General features: G+C 59.4%; 18 protein-coding genes and 1 riboswitch. Of the genes, 9 read left to right on the forward strand and 9 right to left on the reverse strand.

Going from position 1 to position 19,963, the window contains the following annotated elements:
• Positions 1 to 16: 16 nt before the first annotated feature.
• Genes coaBC through DFR26_RS02275 form a run of 4 tightly spaced genes read left to right on the forward strand, consistent with a single transcriptional unit; the run spans position 17 to position 3,497 of the window.
• Entirely contained in the window at positions 17 to 1,330 is a 1,314-nt protein-coding gene (gene coaBC, locus DFR26_RS02260) for a bifunctional phosphopantothenoylcysteine decarboxylase/phosphopantothenate--cysteine ligase CoaBC (protein WP_245952989.1), read from the forward strand.
• A gap of 12 nt (positions 1,331 to 1,342) precedes the next feature.
• Positions 1,343 to 1,798, forward strand: a complete 456-nt coding sequence (gene dut, locus DFR26_RS02265) for a dUTP diphosphatase (RefSeq protein WP_116207306.1) — start codon at positions 1,343 to 1,345, stop codon at positions 1,796 to 1,798.
• Between the two features lie 23 nt (positions 1,799 to 1,821).
• Positions 1,822 to 2,730, forward strand: coding sequence for an acetylglutamate kinase (argB, locus tag DFR26_RS02270; protein ID WP_116207307.1), 909 nt, complete (start codon positions 1,822 to 1,824; stop codon positions 2,728 to 2,730).
• On the forward strand, positions 2,730 to 3,497 hold the full coding sequence (locus tag DFR26_RS02275; protein WP_116207308.1) for a sulfite exporter TauE/SafE family protein: 768 nt from the start codon (positions 2,730 to 2,732) through the stop codon (positions 3,495 to 3,497). Before argB ends, DFR26_RS02275 begins: the two co-directional genes overlap by 1 nt.
• A gap of 51 nt (positions 3,498 to 3,548) precedes the next feature.
• Here DFR26_RS02275 and DFR26_RS02280 read toward each other — a convergent pair whose 3' ends face one another.
• From DFR26_RS02280 to DFR26_RS02305, 6 genes are all read right to left on the reverse strand, one after another.
• The gene (locus tag DFR26_RS02280) at positions 3,549 to 4,268 is read right to left on the reverse strand and encodes a 16S rRNA (uracil(1498)-N(3))-methyltransferase (protein WP_116207309.1); all 720 of its coding nucleotides are present in this window, start codon (positions 4,266 to 4,268) and stop codon (positions 3,549 to 3,551) included.
• 62 nt (positions 4,269 to 4,330) lie between these two features.
• The gene (locus DFR26_RS02285) at positions 4,331 to 5,728 is read right to left on the reverse strand and encodes an adenosylmethionine--8-amino-7-oxononanoate transaminase (RefSeq protein ID WP_116207310.1); all 1,398 of its coding nucleotides are present in this window, start codon (positions 5,726 to 5,728) and stop codon (positions 4,331 to 4,333) included.
• A complete protein-coding gene (locus tag DFR26_RS02290; RefSeq protein WP_116207311.1) occupies positions 5,725 to 6,972 on the reverse strand; it encodes a dicarboxylate/amino acid:cation symporter in 1,248 nt (415 codons plus the stop codon). Before DFR26_RS02290 ends, DFR26_RS02285 begins: the two co-directional genes overlap by 4 nt.
• A gap of 96 nt (positions 6,973 to 7,068) precedes the next feature.
• Entirely contained in the window at positions 7,069 to 8,886 is a 1,818-nt protein-coding gene (locus tag DFR26_RS02295; RefSeq protein ID WP_116207312.1) for a gamma-glutamyltransferase family protein, read from the reverse strand.
• Positions 8,886 to 9,719 (reverse strand): methylenetetrahydrofolate reductase [NAD(P)H], encoded by an 834-nt coding sequence (metF, locus tag DFR26_RS02300; protein WP_116207313.1) that lies wholly within the window; start codon positions 9,717 to 9,719, stop codon positions 8,886 to 8,888. Before metF ends, DFR26_RS02295 begins: the two co-directional genes overlap by 1 nt.
• A 1-nt stretch (position 9,720) precedes the next feature.
• On the reverse strand, positions 9,721 to 11,133 hold the full coding sequence (locus DFR26_RS02305) for an adenosylhomocysteinase (protein WP_116207314.1): 1,413 nt from the start codon (positions 11,131 to 11,133) through the stop codon (positions 9,721 to 9,723).
• Between the two features lie 14 nt (positions 11,134 to 11,147).
• Positions 11,148 to 11,234: riboswitch (S-adenosyl-L-homocysteine riboswitch) on the reverse strand.
• A 90-nt stretch (positions 11,235 to 11,324) separates the two neighbouring features.
• Here DFR26_RS02305 and DFR26_RS02310 point away from each other — a divergent pair.
• The 4 genes from DFR26_RS02310 to DFR26_RS02325 all read left to right on the forward strand — a co-directional run bounded on the left by DFR26_RS02310 (position 11,325) and on the right by DFR26_RS02325 (position 16,661).
• Positions 11,325 to 12,050, forward strand: coding sequence for a hypothetical protein (locus DFR26_RS02310; RefSeq protein WP_116207315.1), 726 nt, complete (start codon positions 11,325 to 11,327; stop codon positions 12,048 to 12,050).
• 82 nt (positions 12,051 to 12,132) lie between these two features.
• Positions 12,133 to 14,001, forward strand: coding sequence for a metallophosphoesterase (locus DFR26_RS02315; protein WP_116207316.1), 1,869 nt, complete (start codon positions 12,133 to 12,135; stop codon positions 13,999 to 14,001).
• Between the two features lie 69 nt (positions 14,002 to 14,070).
• A complete protein-coding gene (locus tag DFR26_RS02320) occupies positions 14,071 to 15,978 on the forward strand; it encodes a DUF294 nucleotidyltransferase-like domain-containing protein (RefSeq protein ID WP_116207317.1) in 1,908 nt (635 codons plus the stop codon).
• Positions 15,975 to 16,661 carry a 3'-5' exonuclease gene (locus DFR26_RS02325; RefSeq protein WP_116207318.1) on the forward strand — a complete coding sequence of 229 codons (687 nt, stop codon included), beginning with the start codon at positions 15,975 to 15,977 and terminating at the stop codon, positions 16,659 to 16,661. The genes DFR26_RS02320 and DFR26_RS02325 overlap by 4 nt, the downstream gene beginning before the upstream one ends.
• 87 nt (positions 16,662 to 16,748) lie before the next feature.
• Here DFR26_RS02325 and DFR26_RS02330 read toward each other — a convergent pair whose 3' ends face one another.
• Positions 16,749 to 17,333, reverse strand: a complete 585-nt coding sequence (locus DFR26_RS02330; RefSeq protein ID WP_116207319.1) for a hypothetical protein — start codon at positions 17,331 to 17,333, stop codon at positions 16,749 to 16,751.
• Between the two features lie 61 nt (positions 17,334 to 17,394).
• Here DFR26_RS02330 and DFR26_RS02335 point away from each other — a divergent pair, with 61 nt between their 5' ends.
• Positions 17,395 to 17,655: a DUF4404 family protein gene (locus DFR26_RS02335; protein ID WP_181898954.1), complete on the forward strand. Its 261-nt coding sequence runs from the start codon at positions 17,395 to 17,397 to the stop codon at positions 17,653 to 17,655.
• 6 nt (positions 17,656 to 17,661) lie between these two features.
• On the opposite strand, the gene metK is transcribed toward DFR26_RS02335, so the two are convergent.
• Positions 17,662 to 18,888 (reverse strand): methionine adenosyltransferase, encoded by a 1,227-nt coding sequence (gene metK / locus DFR26_RS02340; protein WP_116207321.1) that lies wholly within the window; start codon positions 18,886 to 18,888, stop codon positions 17,662 to 17,664.
• 9 nt (positions 18,889 to 18,897) lie between these two features.
• Complete coding sequence (locus DFR26_RS02345) at positions 18,898 to 19,893, reverse strand: ArsR/SmtB family transcription factor (protein WP_116207322.1); 996 nt, start codon at positions 19,891 to 19,893, stop codon at positions 18,898 to 18,900.
• Positions 19,894 to 19,963 lie beyond the last annotated feature (70 nt).

Consider the following 19,963-nt stretch of genomic DNA (forward strand, 5'->3'; position numbering starts at 1 on the left):
GATGGGGAGTAATTGCATGCTGGCGCGGCTATCTCGGAAAAGAATTTTGCTGGGCGTCACCGGCGGCATCGCGGCGTATAAATGCGCGGAGCTGATTCGCCGCCTGCGCGATGCCGGCGCTGAGGTGCAAGTCATCATGACGGCTGCCGCGCAGGAGTTCATTACGCCGCTGACCTTGCAGGCGCTTTCCGGCAACACCGTGCACACCGATTTGCTCGACCCAGAGGCTGAGGCCGCCATGGGCCATATTGAGCTGGCGCGATGGGCCGATTTGCTGCTCATCGCTCCGGCCTCGGCCGACACCATTGCGCGCTTATGCCAAGGCGTGGCCAATGACTTGCTGACCACCTGCTGGCTGGCTTGCGGCGCGCGTAAAGCGATAGCGCCGGCGATGAACCAACAGATGTGGCTAGACCCGGCCACGCAAAATAATATGATCACGCTGCAAGCCCGCGAGGTCGCCATTTTTGGCCCCGATAGCGGCTTGCAAGCCTGCGGCGATGTCGGTGCTGGGCGCCTGCTCGACCCATTAGACATCGTGGCGCGATGCGCTGAGCAGTTTGCCAATGGCGCGCTCACCGGCCGCCACGTGGTCATCAATGCCGGCCCCACGCGCGAGGCGCTCGACCCGGTGCGCTACATGAGCAATCACAGCTCGGGCAAGATGGGCTTCGCTCTAGCCGAGGCCTGTGCCGAAGCGGGTGCCAGCGTCACGCTGATCGCCGGCCCGGTGGTGCTGCCAACGCCCGACCGCGTACAGCGCATCGATGTGGTCTCGGCGCGCGACATGCAAAGCGCCTGTGAGCAGGCCGTTGATGCCGCGCTTGCGGCGGTGGGTGCGGCCAACAGCGTGTTTATTGCTACCGCCGCCGTGGCCGACTACCGGCCTGCGCAAGTCGCTGAGCAGAAGATTAAGAAAGGCGATAAAAGCGACGAGATGACGCTAACGCTGGTAAAAAACCCCGACATTGTCGCCGGCATTGCCGCGCGCAGTGAGCGACCCTTGGTGATGGGCTTCGCTGCCGAGACGCAAGCGGTGGAAGCTTATGCGCAAGCAAAATTGGCGCGCAAAAAGCTCGATTTAATCGCCTGCAATGATGTCTCGCGTGCCGACATCGGCTTTCAGAGCGACGATAATGCCATGATCGTGTTTTGGCCCACGCCGCTAAGCCCAGCCGACGATGCTGCCGGCGATGCAGCCTTGTCAGACGCGCAGCACGCCGGTCTTGGCCGCGCCGATTTAGCCAAGGCCAGCAAGCCACAAATCGCCCGACAGATCGTCACGCTATTGGCGGCCCGGCTAGCGGCGCGCGACGAATACACGCTTTAAAAGGAACCCTCCATGCAAGCGCTACAAGTGAAAATCCTCGATCCGCGCATTGGCCGCGAGCTGCCATTTCCGAGCTATGCCACCGAAGGCTCAGCCGGCCTCGACCTGCGCGCGCTACTCGATGCGCCACTGGTGCTAGCACCCGGTGAAACTCAACTCATCCGCACCGGTTTAGCCATTTATATTGCCGATCCCGGCTTTGCCGGCTTGATTTTGCCGCGCTCGGGCCTTGGCCATAAACACGGCATTGTGCTGGGCAATCTAGTCGGTCTGATCGACGCCGATTATCAGGGCGAGTTGATGATTTCCTGCTGGAATCGTGGCCACACGGCGTTTACGCTCGAGCCCGGCGAACGCTTGGCGCAGTATGTTTTGGTGCCGGTTGTGCAGGCGCGCTTTGAGGTGGTCGATGAGTTTCATGCCACGGCGCGTGGCAGTGGTGGTTTCGGCAGCTCTGGCCGTCAATAATTCATTTTTTGCGAGATAACACGATGGCGCTAACGCACGATGCAGCACTCAACGTAGCCAAGGTTTTAACCGAGGCTCTGCCCTATATTCAGCGCTTCAATGGTGCCACCGTGGTGGTCAAATACGGCGGCAATGCCATGACCGATCCCGAGCTTGAGCGCTCATTTGCGCGCGATATTGTGCTGCTGAAAACCGTCGGCTTAAACCCGATTGTGGTGCATGGTGGCGGCCCACAAATTGGCGATTTGCTCAAGCGCATCGGTAAAGAATCCGAGTTCATCGACGGCATGCGCGTCACCGATAGCGAGACCATGGATGTTGTGGAAATGGTGCTTGGCGGCTTGGTCAACAAATCCATCGTGAACTTAATCAATCAAAATGGCGGCCGCGCCATTGGTCTTACCGGCAAAGATGCCAACTTGATTCGTGCGCGGCGCATGACCTTGGCGAAAAAAGACGCGGCGGGCTTAGATATTTCTGTGGATATCGGCCAAGTCGGCGAAGTCGCCGGCATCAAAACCGATGTGCTGGAGCTCATGTTTAAGAGCGACTTTATCCCGGTCATTGCGCCCGTGGGCGTTGGCGATGATGGCGCCTCATACAACATCAACGCCGACTTAGTGGCGGGCAAAGTCGCTGAAGCACTGAAAGCCGAGAAGCTGATTTTGCTCACCAACATTCCCGGCGTGATGAACAAAGAGAAAAAAGTGCTGACCGGCCTGACCACCAAAGCGGTCGACGAGCTTATTGCCGATGGCACGATTTATGGCGGCATGTTGCCGAAAATCGCCTGCGCGTTAGACGCCGTGAAAAGTGGTGTGCAAACTGCGCACATCATCGATGGCCGTGTCCCACACGCCTGCCTGCTCGAAGTCTTCACCGATGAGGGCATGGGCACCTTGATCAGCAACCGTTTGCCGAAGCCCGTCTGATGCTCGATGCCAGCAGCCAGGCTCTGCTCTTTGGCCTGGCGCTGCTGGCCAATACGCTGTCGGCGCTGGCTGGCGGTGGCGCCGGTTTGTTGCAGCTGCCGGTGTTGTTGTTTCTGGGGCTAGCGTTTCCCACGGCACTGGCCACGCACAAAATTGCCAGTGTCGCGCTCGGTGTCGGCGCCACGCTCAGACATTTGAGCAGCGGGCGCATCGACTGGCGCTTCGCCGGTTTTATATTGCTCACCGGCTTGCCAGGCGTCTGGCTTGGCACGCAAATCATCTTGCAACTGCCCGATGCCCTCGCGCGCGCCGCACTCGGTGTGCTTACGCTTGGGCTGGGTGTGTATTCGTGGCGTCGCCCGAGCTTGGGCGTGCAGGCAAATCATCAACACCGTGACCGCGCCGGCATGCTCATGGGCGGCATCGGGCTATTTGCCATCGGCCTGTTGAATGGCTCGCTGACTAGCGGCACCGGCTTGTTTGTCACGCTCTGGCTGGTGCGCTGGTTCGGCCTCGACTACACCCGCGCGGTGACCTACACCTTGATTTTGGTTGGCTTATTTTGGAATGGCGCCGGTGCTATTGCGCTCGCTCAACAAGCGCCGGTGATGTGGCACTGGTTGCCGGCACTGCTACTCGGCTCATTGCTCGGTGGCTATTTCGGTGCGCATTGGGCGCTCAAGTCTGGCAGCCGCGTGGTGAAGCGCGCCTTTGAGCTGCTCACCGTGGCGGTGGGCGCGAAGCTGTTATGGGATGCGCTGGTTTAACCCCATGCCTTCAGTTATGGATCTACGTTAATTGAGACGCTGCAGCCGGCGCTAGGCATCGCCATAGAGCCATTGCAACACCGCCAAAGCCGCCACTGGCGCAGTTTCTGTGCGCAACACGCGCGGTCCTAGCTGCCACGGCGCAAAGCCGTTGTCTTGGGCGGCGGCAATTTCATTCGCGCTCAAGCCACCTTCGGGGCCAATCAGCAGCGCCACGCTGGCGGGCTTGGTCATCGTGGCTGTTGGCCCGCCCGTCACGCTCGGCGCTAATACCCACTTCTGCTCGGCCTGCGCCTGCCAGTCGCGCAACGCCACGGGGCCGTGTAGCTTTGGTAATACTGTGCGCCCGCATTGCTCACAGGCGCTGATTAGCACGCCCTGCCAATGCGCTAGTTTTTTGGCCACCACCTCCGGCCCGCGTAGCTTGAGCTCACAGCGCTCACTGCTCAGCAAGGTGATCTCGCTGACGCCCACTTCCACGGCTTTTTGCAGGGCATAGTCGAGGCGATCACCTTTGCTCATCACCAAGCCAAGGTGCGTGTGCAGCGGCGACTCGACTGTTGGCGACTGTCTAGCGATTACGCGGATATGCGCGCTGCGTTTTGTCGCCGCGATGAGCTCGATCTCGGCCTCACTGCCTTGGCCATCGAAGGCCAGCGCGCGATCACCAATCGCGGCGCGCAGTACGCGCGTCCAATGATGTGCGGCGGCCTCGGGAAGCTCGAGCTCGGCACCTTGCGCGAGCGCTAATGGGATATACAAGCGGATCATCGATGCTCTCTTGTAGGCAAAAACGGCTGGATATGATCAGTAGCGGCTGGTTCAGTTGCGCATTAAGCCATGCTTGGGCCAATCTCAGAACTGGCACCAGCCGGTGCGCGCAGGCCCTCATCGATCGCCTCGATGGCCGTCGCCACCATCCAGTGAATCTGCTCCGGCGTGATGATATACGGCGGCATGAAATACACCACATGGCCAATCGGGCGCAGCAACAAGCCGCGCTTCAATGCCGCTTGAAAAATCGCCAATCCGCGCCGCTCGCGCCAGTCATAGGGCGTGCCGCTGGCTTTGTCGCGCACCAGCTCAATGGCGGCGATCATGCCGGTTTGGCGCACGCTGCTGACCTTCGGATGCGCACGCAGCGGCGCAATAGCCTCCGCCATGACCAGCGCCAGCTGGCGATTCGCAGCAATCACATCGCCTTGGGCAAAAAGATCGAGCGAGGCCAGCGCCACGCGAGCGGCGAGCGCATTGCCGGTGTAGCTGTGCGAGTGCAAAAAGCCCTTGAGCGTCTCGTAGCGATCGTAAAACACCTCATAAATGCGCGCGTGCGTGAGCACCACCGACATCGGCAAATAGCCCGCGGTCAGACCCTTCGATAGCACCAAAAAGTCCGGCGTGATGTTGGCTTGCTCGCAGGCAAACAGCGTGCCGGTGCGGCCAAAACCAACGGCAATTTCATCGGCAATTAAATAAACAGCGTATTGGTCACAGAGCTCGCGCAGGCGCGTGAGGTAGCGCGGCGAATACATGCGCATACCGGCCGCACCTTGCACCAAGGGCTCAACAATAACCGCCGCGACTTCATGGGCATGCTTGGCGAGCAAAGCCTCCATGCCGGCTAGCGCAAGATCGCAATAGCGATCGCAGTCACCATCGGGCGCACCGGCTGGTGCAGCGGGCGAGGGTGCGCGCAAGGGCGCTTGCAATAGCGGCTGATAGGTCTCGGAAAACAGCGGAATATCGGTGACACCCAGCGCGCCCAAGGTCTCGCCGTGGTAGCTATTTTCCAGCGCAATAAACCGCGTTTTTTTCATCAAGCCTTGGTTGCGCCAGGCGTGCACGCTCATTTTCAACGCCACTTCGATGCCCGAGCTGCCATTGTCGGCATAAAAGCAGCGCGTCAGCCCCGGCGGTGCCAATGCCACCAAGCGCTCGCTGAGCTCGACAATGGCCTCGTGTGTGAAGCCCGCCAAAATCACATGCTCGAGCGTCTCCGCCTGCTCGCGCAGCGCGGCATTGAGCTGCGGATGGGCATGGCCAAAGAGGTTCACCCACCAAGAGCTGATGGCATCCATATAGCGCTGGCCATCGAAATCTTCCAGCCAAATGCCCTCGCCACGGCGTATCGGCACTAAAGGCAGCTGCTCGTGATCGTGCATTTGCGTGCACGGGTGCCAGACGTGCGCGAGATCGCGGCGCGAGATGTCGGCGTTGCTAGGTCGGCTCATGCGCTGGGCTCCTGAGTGGGCTCGTCGGCATAGCGCGCGACCAGTCGTGCCGCCACCGAGTCACTCCAAACATTGACGGCGGTGCGGCACATATCTAATGGTCTGTCGGTAATCAGCAGCAAGCCCAGCGCCTCAGGCGGCAAGCCCACGCGCTCTAAAATCAGCGCGATGGCCACGAGGCTAGCGGCAGGGATACCGGCCATGCCGGTGGAGGTGGCGAGTGCCAAAAACAGCACCAGCAGTTGCTGCACAAGGCTTAAGTCGGCGCCAAATAACTGCGCCAAAAATAACACCGCCACGCATTCGTAGAGCGCCGTGCCATCCATATTCATGGTGGTGCCCAATGGCACGGTGAGGCCGGTCACCGATGGCGGCACATTCGCGCGCTCATTTAAGCAGCGCAGCGTGACCGGCAAGGTGGCAGCAGAGGAGGCTGTCGAGAAGGCGGTCCATAGGGCCGGACTCATGTCATGTGCGTGCTGCCTCGGTGAGACGCGCGCGAGGCGCCATAAAATCAGGCCTAAGCTCAGGCCCGCGTGCAGCAGCAACGCCAGCAGCACGGTAATCACAAACCACGCCAATGGCTCCGCGGCGGCCCAGCCGACTTGCGAGGCGCTGGTGGTGACCAGCGCAAAGACGCCGATGGGGGCGGTGCGCAATACCCATTGAGTGATGGTCATGAGCAGCTGCTGTAGGCCGTCCCAGAGACTTTGTTGCGCGCTGCGTAGCTCGCTGGGCAGCGTGCGCAAGGCGAGGCCAACCACCAGTGAAAACAGCACCACGGCAATTAAATTACCGCTGCTGAGCGCGTTGAAAATATTGCCCGGAACTAGCCCCAGTAAGGTGCTTTGCCAGTCACTATTGCTGGTCAACACCGGTGTGCCAGCCGACTGTGCCATCAGGCCGGCCACGGCGCTTTCGCTGAGGCCGGCGCGCAAACCGGGCGCAATGACATTGCTCAAAATTAAGCCCATGCTCACCGCTAAAAAAGTGCTCATGGCGTAATAGCCGGCGGTTAGCGCACCGAGGCGACCGGGCGCGCGATCGAGTTTGCCAAGGCCGGCAATCAGTGTGGTGGCGATCAATGGCACCGCGACCATTTTCAGGGCGTTGAGAAATAAGCTGCCGGTGACGCTGGTGAGGCTCAGTACGTCGGCTTGCCAAGCGGACAGTGGCCCGGCGAGCAAGGTGGCAGCGAAGATGCCAAGGCTTAGGCCGATGAGGATTTGTCGCGTTAAAGACATGCCGACTCCTGTGCAAAAAATGGCTCAGCGCATGTGGCCGGCCATGAAGTCAGTGACTGTACCAGACTCCGCGTGCGCAAAAGCGGCAGTGAAGTGCTAGAAGCCGGCGGCTTGGCCTTCGCGGCGAGGATCAGCGGCACCCTGCAAAAGCCCGCCACGGCGCACAATGACGCCGTGGCCGCTGGCCATATCGACGACCTTGACGGCATGACCGCGGGCTTTCAGCTCAGCTATCGTGTCGGCTGCGAGTGTCTGTTCAACTTCCGTGGGGCCATTGCGGTTGAGTGCCATGGGCAGTGAGACCAGCGCGCCAGCATCACGCACGCCGGCAATATAGGCACTCAGGAGACGCGTGTTAAAGCCTAAAATGCGGCTGCCGCCGGGCGAACCTAGCGCCATGACGGGTTGACCATTGGCATCGATGACTAGCGTCGGTGACATGGCGCTGCGTGGCCGTTTGCCGGGGCCGACACGATTGGCCACCGGCAGGCCTTGCTGAAAGGGCAGGAAGCTGAAGTCGGTGAGCTGGTTGTTCATCAGCAGGCCATTGATAAGCAGGCGCGAGCCAAAGCGATCTTCGATGGACGAGGTCATGGCGAGCCAGCGCCCGCTGCTGTCAACGATGCTGATATGGCTGGTGCCCATTTCGCGCGTTTGCTGGTCGGTGGCGCTCAGCGTGGCGCCCTTGGGCGCACCGGCGGCAACAGTCTCTTGCGCGGCTAAGTCGGAAATTAAGCCGGCACGTTGGCGCAAATAGCGCGTGCTGAGCAGACCATCCACGGGCACATTGACCCAGCGCGCATCGGCACCGTAGCGCTGGCGGTCGGCAAAACCCAAGCGCTCGGCCTCCAATAGGCCATGCAGCGAACGGGTGTTGAGATCGGTCTTGCTGGCATTGAGGGGGCTGGCTTGGCCTTGTTTGCGTTGGTAGTGCTGCCACAACGCAGTCATCTCCAACACACTAAAGCCACCGCTCGGTGGTGGCGCAGAACAGGCCTTGATGCGCGCAATGCTTAGGCACTGAGCCGGCAGCACATCGGCCTCGTAAGCTTGCCAATCGGCCAGACTGACATCGCTGCCAGCAGCTTGCAGTTGCGCGACCAGTTGCGTTGCCAATTCGCCTTCATAAAACGCGCGTGGACCATTTTTAGCGAGTGTCTCTAGGAGTGTGGCGTAGGCCGGATTTTTCAGCCGATGGCCTACCGGCCAAGCCTGGCCATCGCGGTCTAATAAATACGGGGCCAAACTCGGCGAGCGTGCCAGCAGCGGATCGCTCGCCGATAAATTATGCAGACGATCCGACACGGGTACGCCAGCGCGTGCGGCGGCAATGGCGGGTGCGAGCAAGGTTCTCCACGGTAGCTTGCCCCAGCGCCGATGCGCCTGATCGAGCATCGCCACCACGCCGGGAATGCCCACGGCGCGCGCATCGGCGAGGGCTTCATCGAAGGCCATGGGCTCGCCATTGGCGCGCAAAAAGCGTGTTGCATTCGTGGCCGATGGCGCGGTTTCACGGCCATCGACAGCGGTCACGCGCGCACTTGAACCGACCAATGCTTCGGCGAGGACCATGAAGCCACCGCCGCCAAGGCCGGACGATTGCGGCTCCACTAAACCCAACATGGCTTGCGCGGCAATGGCCGCATCAACGGCGCTGCCACCGGCTCGCAACATACTCAGTGCCGCCTGCGTGGCGAGTGGATGCGCGGTGACCACCATGGCTTGCGCGGCACTGGCGGTGCTTAAGGGGTAGCGTCCGGTACCGGCCTCGGGCGTGGCTTGACGCTGGGCATTGGCCGCTAAGGTGGCCGTCGCTGTTGGGTTAATGGCTGCAGCGGTTGGTTGCAAAGGCGCCATGCTACAGGCACTGAGCATCAGACCGGAGAGGGCCAGTGTGCTCAGTGCCAGACGCATCAGGTCGGCAGTCCGAGGTTGCGCCAAAGCGCGAGCGTGGGCTCGGCTTGGTTCATGCTGTAGAAGTGCAAGCCGGGCGCGCCGCCATCGAGCAGTTGCTGCGAGAGGCGCGTGATGACTTCCTCGCCAAAGGCAATGATGCTGGCGCTGTCATCGCCGTAGCTGGCGATTTGTTGGCGGATCCAGCGCGGCACTTCGGCGCCACAGGCATCGGAGAAGCGCACCAGATTCTTGAAGTTGGTAATAGGCATGATGCCGGGGATGATAGCGATATCTGAGCCGGCCGCGCGCACGCGATCGACGAAATGAAAGTAGCAATCGGCGTTGAAAAAATACTGGGTGATGGCGGAGTTGGCGCCGGCATTTGCCTTGGCGACAAAGTGGCGCACATCATCGGCCAAACACGCCGCTTGCGGATGGCACTCGGGGTAAGCCGCCACCTCAATATGAAAGTGCTCACCGCTGTGCTCACGAATAAAGCGCACTAAATCGGCGGCATAGGGCAGCTCTTTGCTGCGCGCCACCACATCCAATGGCAAGTCGCCACGCAGCGCCACCAAGTGCTTGATGCCCATCTCGCGGTAGGTGGTGAGCAGCTCGGCGATTTCAGCCTTGCTGTCGCCCACGCACGATAAATGCGGCGCCACGGCATAGCCGAGCGCCTGCACATCACGCACAGCACCCAAGGTACGGTCGCGGGTGGTGCCGCCGGCGCCATAAGTCACCGAGAAATACTCGGGACTTATGGCGCCTAAACGGCGAGCCACATCGCGTAATTTCTCGGCGCCAACCTCAGTTTTGGCCGGGAAAAATTCGATGCTGAAATGGCTCATATCAGTACTTGTAGCTCTCGGGCTTGAAGGGACCTTCGACTGGCACACCAATGTAGTCAGCTTGTGCCTGTGTGAGCTTGGTCATGATGCCACCGAAACCAACCACCATGGCCGCAGCGACTTCTTCGTCGAGCTTCTTCGGCAACACTTCAACGCGGATTTTTGCGGCTTTTTGATCGGCCGGCAGGTCAGCGAATTTCTCACCGAACAAGAAAATTTGCGCCAATACTTGGTTAGCAAACGAGCCATCCATGATGCGTGAGGGGTGACCGGTGGCATTGCCCAAATTCACTAAGCGGCCTTCCGACAGCAAGATCAAGTAGTTGGGATCTGTTGGGTTGGCTTCCGAGCCTGGTGCTGTGCGGTAGACCTTATGAACCTGTGGTTTAACTTCGTCCCAGACCCAGTTTTTGCGCATATAGGCGGTGTCGATTTCGGTATCGAAATGGCCGATATTGCAGACCACGGCACCATTTTTCAGGGCACGCAACATGGCGGCATCGCAGACTTTGTCGTTGCCGGTGGTGGTCACAATGATATCCGTTTCACCCAACAGGCGGTGGTTGATGTCTTTGTCTTCGCCGGTCACAACGCCATTGTTGTAGGCCGAGACCAGCTCGAAACCATCCATGCAGGCTTGCATGGCGCAAATGGGATCGACTTCAGTGACACGCACAATCATGCCTTCTTGGCGCAATGATGCGGCTGAGCCTTTGCCGACGTCGCCATAGCCCACGACCAAGGCGCGACGGCCCATCATTAGCATGTCGGTGCCGCGCTTGATGGCATCATTGAGCGAGTGGCGGCAGCCGAACTTGTTGTCGTTCTTGGCTTTCGTCACTGAGTCATTGACGTTGATGGCCGGCACTTTTAATTCGCCTTTAGCGGCCATTTCAATCAAGCGCATCACGCCTGTGGTGGTCTCTTCGGTGATGCCGTGAATGCTGTCGAGCATTTGCGGGTATTTCTGGTGAATCAGGCCGGTCACATCGCCGCCGTCATCGAGAATCATATTGGCGGCCCACGGCTTGCCATCAGACAACACGGTCTGCTCAATGCACCACCAGAACTCTTCTTCGCTCTGACCTTTCCAAGCAAATACCGGGATGCCGGCGGCGGCAATGGCGGCAGCGGCGTGATCTTGTGTGGAGAAAATATTGCACGATGACCAGCGCACTTCGGCACCTAAGGCGACCAGTGTTTCAATCAGCACGGCGGTCTGAATGGTCATGTGGATACAGCCGATGATTTTCGCATCTTTTAATGGCTGGCTGGCGGCGTAAGTGGCGCGCAGACCCATCAGCGCGGGCATTTCGGCCTCGGCTAAGATGATTTCTTTGCGGCCATAAGCAGCTTGTGTGATGTCGCGGACTTTAAAATCAGTGAAGTTTTGCAGATTAACTTGAGCGTTCATCAGGAGACTCTCCGAGCGAACGGGCGCCGTTGACTAGAAATGCAATCGAGCCTGACAGGGTTTTGTTGCCAAAATGACCTGCTGCAGCGCCCCTCGATCGCCGGGTTGGCAGGCAGTATAGCCGCTGCTGAGCAAATATCCAAAATTTTTGATATAGCTTGTGTGGCATTTGCGTAGCGACTTTGTCTGAGATGACGAAGCGCGCTACGGCCATGGAGTTTGTGGTATTTTTGTATGCCCATTTCTTGCAAGGATACCTCGCCATGCGCGCACACTCCCTAGTCGCCGCCGCCTTTTCACTCGCTGCGCTATCAGTCAGTACCGTGGCGCAATCCGCCACCTTTGGCATTACCCCGCAAGTCGGTTTAGCCGGTGCCGGCGCCACCGTGCAATGGGGTTTTAACGAATACCTCGGTCTGTCGGCGGGTTATACCGGCATTGATGAGCGCATTAGCGATGTGAAAACCGATGAAGCTACCTACGACGCCGACATCTCGATTAGCAACCCGCAGCTTTTTGTCAATTGGGCGCCATTCGGCGGGCATTTCCGTGTGTCATTTGGTGTGATTGCGCAAGACAGCTCGATCGATTTGGTGGGCCGTGATTTTAAGCAAACCCCGACCAACCCAAATGCAGGCGTGGTGAATAATGCGCGCATCAACGCGAGCTTTGCGCAGTCGATTGCGCCGGCGATTACCGTGGGATGGGAGACGCCCATGGATCAGGTCGGCTTTGGCTACCACCTCAGCATTGGCGCGATGTACGCCGGCGACCCCGAGGTTAATGCCAATATCACTTGCAATGTCGTGGCTAGCTGTCTCGGCTTGCAGCGCGATGAAGAGCGCGACATTGAAGATGAGTTGTCAAAATACAAAGTGCTGCCAATTTTACAGGCCGGCGTCTTATATCGACTCTAATGCCACGGCGCCAGTCTCTGGCTGGCGCATACGGACTGCAGTAACATAGCGCATCACAACAATAAAAATACCGAGATTGCTCATGCGATTTTTAGTGCCCGCACTGACTTGCGCCAGCCTGTTATTGGCAGCCTGTGGCGGCAATAGCAGTGGCTCATTTGCCAACACGTCAGCGGATGCTCGCCCGCCCAGCGTCACGCCGCCGGCAACCACCCCCGATGTAACCCCTGATGTGAGCACGCCAACAGCCAATCGTGCCGCCAACTGTACTGCCTTCGCGCCCGATGCCTTCGTCACGCGCAACGAGCTCGCTAGCGGCCAACGCGTCGCCAATGCCGCATTGATGCTGCGTTTTTTGCATTACACCGATGACCACATCATCGATGATGAAGGCCAGACTGTGAATGGCCTGGGCGTCAGCGACCCCATCAACCCCCTGTTTGAGTCGGCGCAGCGCTTGCAGGAAGAGTATTCCGACGAAGTCTTAAACAATATGATCGGCCGCAGCAACGACTGCTTAAAAGACTTTCCGGCGTCATTTATGATCGTCACCGGCGACAGCGCCGACCTCACCACGCTCTCGGAAACGCGACGTTTTATCGACAATCTCGATGGCACATTTGACCAACTCAGCGCCTTTGAGAAGTCCTGTGTGGCGAATTTCCCAGCTGGCACACCAGCATTTATTACTCAGCAAGCCTGCACGCGCTTTACGGGTCGTGGCGTGCCCGATAGCCAAAGCCCCGATCCTGATATTGCCGATCCGAGCTTTCAGTTCACGCTCACACGGACCCTGCGCCAGATTGTGAATCAGCTCGCCGCGCAGCTTGGCCGTGATGTGACGGGCGCCACCGATCCGACGCGGCAAACCCTCACGCAAGCGCCGGGTTTGCCGCAAGTTCTGCGCTGCAGCGAGGGCGACGAGGGCTGCGAAAATAGCGCATTAAAAACGCCGTGGTACGTGGCCTTTGGTAATCACGATGGCTATTTACGTGGCACTGTGCCCGTCGGTATCGGCATCAACGAGGCCTCGTTTTTAACCACCGGCCGGCGCCATATTGTCCAGCCCAAAGAGTTCATTCAAGAGTTTTTCGAGACCTCCAGCTTGCCGGTGGGTCATGGCTTCAATATGGTTGATGCCGCGCGCCGCGACGACAACGACAAGCGCAATGATGGCTATTACGCCTTCACCAGCGGTAATTTCCGCATGATCGTCTTAAGCACGGTTATTGATGGTACTGATCCGCGCCTGCCCACCGATCTCATCCGCAACCCTTTCGCACTCGCCGATGGCACGGTAGATCGCTCGCAATTTGAGTGGATGAAAGCCGAGCTCGACAAGGCTTACAAAGCCAAGCAGCTGGTGATGGTTTTCTCGCACCATCCGGACCTGGCGTTCGCGGAGTTCGGCATGTTTGCTGCGGCGGTGCCACTCGATCTTACTGCCGCCGAGCTCGATGCGGAGCTCGCCAGCTACCCCAATGTAGTGGCGTGGCTGGCGGGCCACACGCATATTCATCGGGTGCGACCCTTTGTCGTGACGGCCACTGAGGACGGCGCGCTAACCGGCAGCAATGGCGAAATCAACACGCCCGTGGTCTGCAAAAAGCCCGGTGTCGCCGCCGATGGTTTGCCGCATTGCCGTGGCTTTTGGCAAGTCGAGACCGCCTCGCTCATCGACTTCCCGCAAGAGCAACGCCTCATTGAAGTTTTCGACAACGGCAATGGCACCGGCACCCTGCGCGGCCCCGTGCTCACTCACAGCTTCGAGCGCTCGCGCGTGCTCGCCGAGGCCGATGATCGCTGCCAGTTTTATCTGCTCGACCCCAATAGCCTGCAAAAACTCTCCAGCGATGGCGGCCTCGATGCCGTCTGTAGCTTTGGCATGACCCGCCAAGGCACGGCTCTCGACCGCAATGTTGAGCTGATGTTCCGCTTGCCACGCTTCTGACTTTAGTCGCAGGTCATCGGCCTCGATGGCCTGCTAAGCTCAAGGCATTGAAGTCACCGAGAGGCCGGTATGGCACAGGTCGAGTCGCAAGCCACTGAGCATCATGGCGAAAGTCTGCGGCGCTTTATGCGCCAGCACCCACCCTTTGACCGCCTGCCCGAGGCCGAGCTGCAGTTTCTGCTGAGTCACGGGCAGTTGGTGTTTTACCCGGCCGGCACGGTATTGCTGAGCCCGAGTGGCGCGCCGGTTGAGCATTTTTTCATGGTCTATCAAGGCCGTGTGCAAGGCCTGCGGCGTGAGCAGGCGCAAGATCGTGTGCAGTTTGAGATTGGTCTCGGCGAATGTTTTCCGCTGGCGGCCTTGCTCGGTGAGCGCGCCACCCGCACCGAGCATGTCGCCGTGATCGATAGCTTTTGCCTGCGTTGGTCGCGTGAAGATTTTGCGCAACTGGTGCGCGAATCCGAGCAGTTTCGTGATTTCGCGCTCGGTGGTGTCAGTGGTTTGCTCGCCGAAGTTGGTCGGCACATGCAGCAGCGCGTGGCCGGTCAGCTGGGTAGCGATTTTTCCATGGCGCAGGCGATTAGCGGCTTATTGGCCCGCCCGCCGGTATTTACCTTTGCCGAAACGCCGTTGGCCTCGGTGGTGGCGCAAATGGAAACGGCGCACGTGAGCAGCATGGTGATCATCGACTCGGGTCGGAAGCCGTTGGGCATTTTCACCTTGCGCGATTTACGCCGACGGCTTGCGCAAGAAGGCTGGCAGCCCGACGCGCCCATTTCGGCATGGATGACCGCCAACCCCATCACTGTGGAGCACGACCTGCCGGTTTTTCAAGCGGCCTTGGTGATGGCCGAAAAAGGCATCACGCACATGGTCATTTGCCGCAATGGCCGTTTGCTCGGCGTGCTCGCTGAGCGCGATTTATTTGCCTTGCAGCGCTTAAATTTGGTCAGCCTCAGCCGCGATATTCGCTATGCCACGCGCTTTGAGCAGCTCGCGGCAAGCCGTGCTGCCATGGCGAAATTGGTCGACCAGCTGCTGGCCCGCGGCGCGCAAGCAGATCAAATCACGCAGCTCATTGCGCGGCTCAATGATCAGATCGTGCAGCGCGTCATTAGCTTGGTAAACGATAGCCATGGCGCGCCCGATCGGCCGGTGACATGGCTGTGCTTTGGCAGCGAGGCGCGCGAAGAGCAGGCGCTGCATACCGACCAAGACAATGGCCTCTGGTTCGATGCTGAGCCGCAGGAGACCGAAGCGGTGCGAGAGCGGCTCATGGTCTGGGCCACCGAGATAAACAAACAGCTCGATAGCCTCGGCTTAGTCTGGTGCCCTGGTGGCATCATGGCCGGGCAAGCTAAGTGCTGCCTGAGTGCGGCCGAGTGGCGCGCGCGCTTCGCCAATATCATCCACACACCGACGCCGGAAAAAGTCTTGGAGGCGGTGATATTTTTCGATATGCGCGTGGTGCAGGGCGATAGCGCAGCGGTCGAATCATTGCGCCAAACGTTGCTCGAATGGACACAGCAGCGCGATATTTTCCGCCGTATTTTGACCGAGGATGCGCTGCGCCGGCGGCCACCCTTGGGGCAGATTCGTGACTTCCGCTTAAGCCGCGGCGGCGAACATCCGCATACCTTCGATATCAAAACAGAGGCCTTGGCGATCATCGTTGAGGCCGCGCGCGTGCTGGCATTGGCCCATGGCGTGTCAGCGGTGTCGACCACCGAGCGCCTGCGTCAATTGGTCTTGGTCGATGGCCTACGCGATGTCGATGCCGCTGCCTATGAAGAGGCCTTTCAGCATCTGCAATTGCTGCGTTTGCAGCTTCATCAAGAGCAGCAGCGCGCCGGCAAGCCGATGAGCAATCGCCTCGACCCCGATCATCTCAACCCGCTAGACCGGCGGATTTTGCGCGAATGTTTGCGCCAAGTGCAGCGCCTGCAGCGTGATATGGCGAGCCGCGTCGGCTTATGAAGCTTTCGCAGTGGTGGCAGATCATTCGTCGCGATACGCCGGCGTGGTGGCCGCAGGCGGCGGCGCTCGACAACACGGCATTAGCGACTGATCGCTGGATTATTTTAGACACTGAGACCTCGGGCTTTTCCGCGCAGGAAAACAAATTGCTGTCGTTGGCGGCGGTGACCTATGAAGCCGGCGGCTTGAGTTTAGGCGGCCAATGGTATGCCACGCTGAACACCACCGACACGCAAGGCCTGGGCGATAGCGTGGTGGTGCATCGGCTCACCGCCAGTCAGCTCGCCGATGGCATGGATGTGCAGGAGGGCATCACCACGCTGGCGCAGTTTGTTGGCGCGGCGCCGGTGCTGGCCTATCACCATGGCCATGATCGCAACTTTATCAAGGCGGCCATGTATCGCTCCGGCTTTCCCATGTTGCCGTGGCGCTGGTTGGAGGCGGCGGATATTTTTGCGTTGGCGTGGCCGGCCGCTGGCTTCACGCAGCCTAGCCTCGATGACTGGTTGGCTTGGCATGGCATTGCCGTGGAGGAGCGCCATCACGCCCTAGAAGATGCCTGGGTCACCGCGATGCTGTGGTTGAAGGCGGTGCCGGCGTTGGCGGCGCAGGGCATCCATACGCGCGCCGAGCTCGCTAAGGCATTGCGCGCGCGGCGGGCGCTGGCGCGGCATCGCGGCTGAGGGGTAACTATTCAGGCCGCGGCGTCCAGCGCAGCGTGCCCATGACATAGTCGGTGAGTGGAAAGGTCAGATTAAAATTCACCGCCGTCATGTCATCGCGATGATGATGTAGCCGATGCAGGTGCGCCATCGCCGCCAAGCCCGGCACACGCCGGTGTAGCCAATGGCCATCGGGCAAATGATCAGAGAAGTGGAAGGCTTCGTAGAGCACATAGGTGCCGGTGATGCCAGCCATAGCCAAGCGGCATTGCTAGAACCCCAGGTATTGAGCAGCCACGCGCCCGGTGCGCCAATCAGCGCTACCACCACGATTATCAGCCAGGCGGGAAACAGCACCACACGCCAGTCGCGCGGGTTTTGCCATTGCATATTGGCTTGCGTGAAAAAGCTGTGATGGTCGCCGGTGTGGCGCTGATAAAAGAGCTTGGCCCAGCGCTTTTTGCGATGGCCGAGTTGCACATGAATGGCGTATTCGCCGACATTGCCGAGCAACAAGGCCACGACCAGCACCAGCCACTCGAGCGCCTTCACGTCGTGCAGCTGAGCCACCGATACAGCGACCACACTGACCCCGGCAACGGCTATCCAGAGCGCGTGCAGGCGACCGGAGTAGCGCGGGTGAATGACGGCTCGGTAGCGCGCGCGAAAGGCTTCAACGGCGGTGGCATCCATAGTCAATCTCGTTTTTAAGCGTATGATGGGTATATCAAAAAGCCAGCCACGAGGGAATGCCATGAACGCGAACGAAGGTCACCGCAAGCTTGCCGAGTGGCGTGCCAGCATGGATGCGCATGCGCTCGACCCGCAGCAGCGCCAAGCCATGGAAGAGTCCATGGACGCCATGGCGCTGCAGTTTCGCAGCAATCAGCCGCCGAGCGCGGAGGCGTTTGAGAGTGAACTGCGCCGCTTGGAGATGATGTGGGCCGCCGACCATCCGTTGTTGGCGACCATCATCACAGAAACCCTGCGGCGCTTATCGGCGATGGGTATCTAGCCGTTTTTACAGGCCGGCTTCCGCGCGAAGCGCGTCGGCTTTGTCGGTACGCTCCCAGGTAAAGGCCGTTGCCGTGTGCTGTTTGGCGACCTTACGGTTATTTTCCCAGACTGTGTGGTCGTAGGTCAGCTCGTAGGGGTCGCGGCCAAAATGACCATAAGCAGCTGTTGGACCATAGATGGGATGCAGCAAGTCGAGCTGGCGGGTCAAGCCGAAGGGGCGCAGATCGAAATGCGCACGCACGAGCTCAACGATCTTGGCATCGCTGACCTTGCCGGTTCCGAAAGTGTTAATCGACACCGAGGTCGGCTCCGCCACACCAATGGCATAGGAGACTTGAATCTCACAGCGATCCGCGAGGCCGGCAGCGACAATATTTTTCGCCACATAGCGACCAGCATAGGCGGCCGAGCGGTCAACTTTCGATGGGTCTTTGCCAGAGAAAGCACCGCCGCCATGACGCGCCATGCCGCCATAGGTATCCACGATGATTTTACGGCCGGTGAGTCCGCAATCGCCCATGGGGCCACCAATCTCAAAGCGGCCGGTGGGGTTGATATAGAACTTGGTGTCTTTGTTGAGCCATTCAGCCGGCAACACTTTTTTGATCACCAGCTCCATCACGCCTTCGCGCAAATCGGCGTCGCTGACACTGGTGCTGTGCTGCGTGGAAAGCACCACGGCATCGACTGCCACAGGTTTGCCATCGGCGTAACGGAAGGTCACCTGCGATTTAGCATCGGGGCGTAACCACGCCAGCTCGCCAGATTTACGCGCTTCGGCCTGACGCTCGACCAAACGGTGAGCGTATAAAATAGGGGCCGGCATTAATGCATCGGTTTCGTTGCTGGCGTAGCCAAACATCAGACCTTGGTCACCAGCGCCTTGGTCTTCGGGCTTGCTGCGATCAACGCCCTGAGCAATGTCGGGTGACTGGGCGCCCACCATATTCATGACCGCGCAGGTGTGGCCGTCGAAGTACACATCGGAGCTGTCGTAGCCGATCTCAACGATTTTATCGCGGATGATTTTTTCGTAATCGATGATGGCGGTAGTGGTGATTTCACCAGCAATGACGGCCACGCCAGTTTTCACCAAGGTCTCGCAGGCCACACGCGCTTGCGGGTCTTGCGCCAAAATGGCATCGAGAAGGGCGTCAGAAACTTGGTCGGCTAGCTTGTCGGGATGACCTTCAGAAACCGATTCAGAAGTGAAAATGCTGTATTCGCTCATAACAGTGTCCTAGCGGGTGGTGCCGCGAAGTGCGGCAGCGGGTTTTTGAAATTCGTGGATTTGTACGCGGAAACCATTGCGCAAAGCCAAGTAGTCGGCACTCACCGGCAATACGCCAGCGCGGCGTGTCCAGTGCAATAAATCTTCGGCGGGAAAGCCCAGCCAGGCATCGCCACAGGCATCACGGACCCAGTCTTGGTCGTGCTCGCAGAGCTCAGTGATGATGAGGCGGCCATCGTTGGCAAGATGCTCGCAGGCGCTGGCAATCAGCGCCTCGGGTTGCGGCACGTGATGCAGCACCATATTCATCACCACGGTATTGGCCATGGCCGCCACTGGCTGTTGCAAGAGGTCGGCATGACGCAGCTCGACATTGCCTAAATGCTGGTCGCGCACCATGGATTGGGCTTTATCGAGCATCTCGCGAGAGGCATCAATGGCTAGTACGCGCTGAAAATGCGGGCTGACCATGGGCAATAAATCGCCTTCACCCGGACCAATTTCGAGCAATAGCTCGCCCGGTACGCGAATGGCGCGCTCAGCCGCCAAAGGGCCGTATTCGCTAAAGTCGGCAATCTGCTCTTGTTGGCTACGAAAGCGTGTGGCGTTTTCGGTGAAAAATCGCTGCGAGGCTTGCGCGCGTTGTTCGCGCACAACTTTAAGACGTTGCATCACGTCATGCGGCAAATGGCCTTCGTCGAGCTCAGCCATCAGGCGACGCTTTAGGCTACCCGCCTCGGCACCGCTAGGGTCGCGGCGATAAAACACCGTGGTGCGTTCGCGCCGCGTGGTCACTAGGCCCGCATGCAGCAGAATTTTGAGGTGATGACTCAGCGAGGGTTGCTTGCTGTCGAGCAAAAAACACAACTCAAGTACGCCAAAGGCGTCGCGTTCGAGTAGCCGAAGTATCACTAAACGCAGTGGATCGCCGGCCGCACGCAACCAGCCCGCCAGTTGGGCAAGCGCAGAGTCGGTGTCTAGCAGAGGCGAAGAAGAATTAGGCATAGCATGGCAGTGTAACTGTCAATGCTAGCTATATCAATTTTTTTTGATTAATCAATGTGGCGACTGTAGG

The sequence above is a fragment of the Paraperlucidibaca baekdonensis genome, assembly GCF_003387535.1.
GTDB classification, from domain to species: domain Bacteria; phylum Pseudomonadota; class Gammaproteobacteria; order Pseudomonadales; family Moraxellaceae; genus Perlucidibaca; species Perlucidibaca baekdonensis.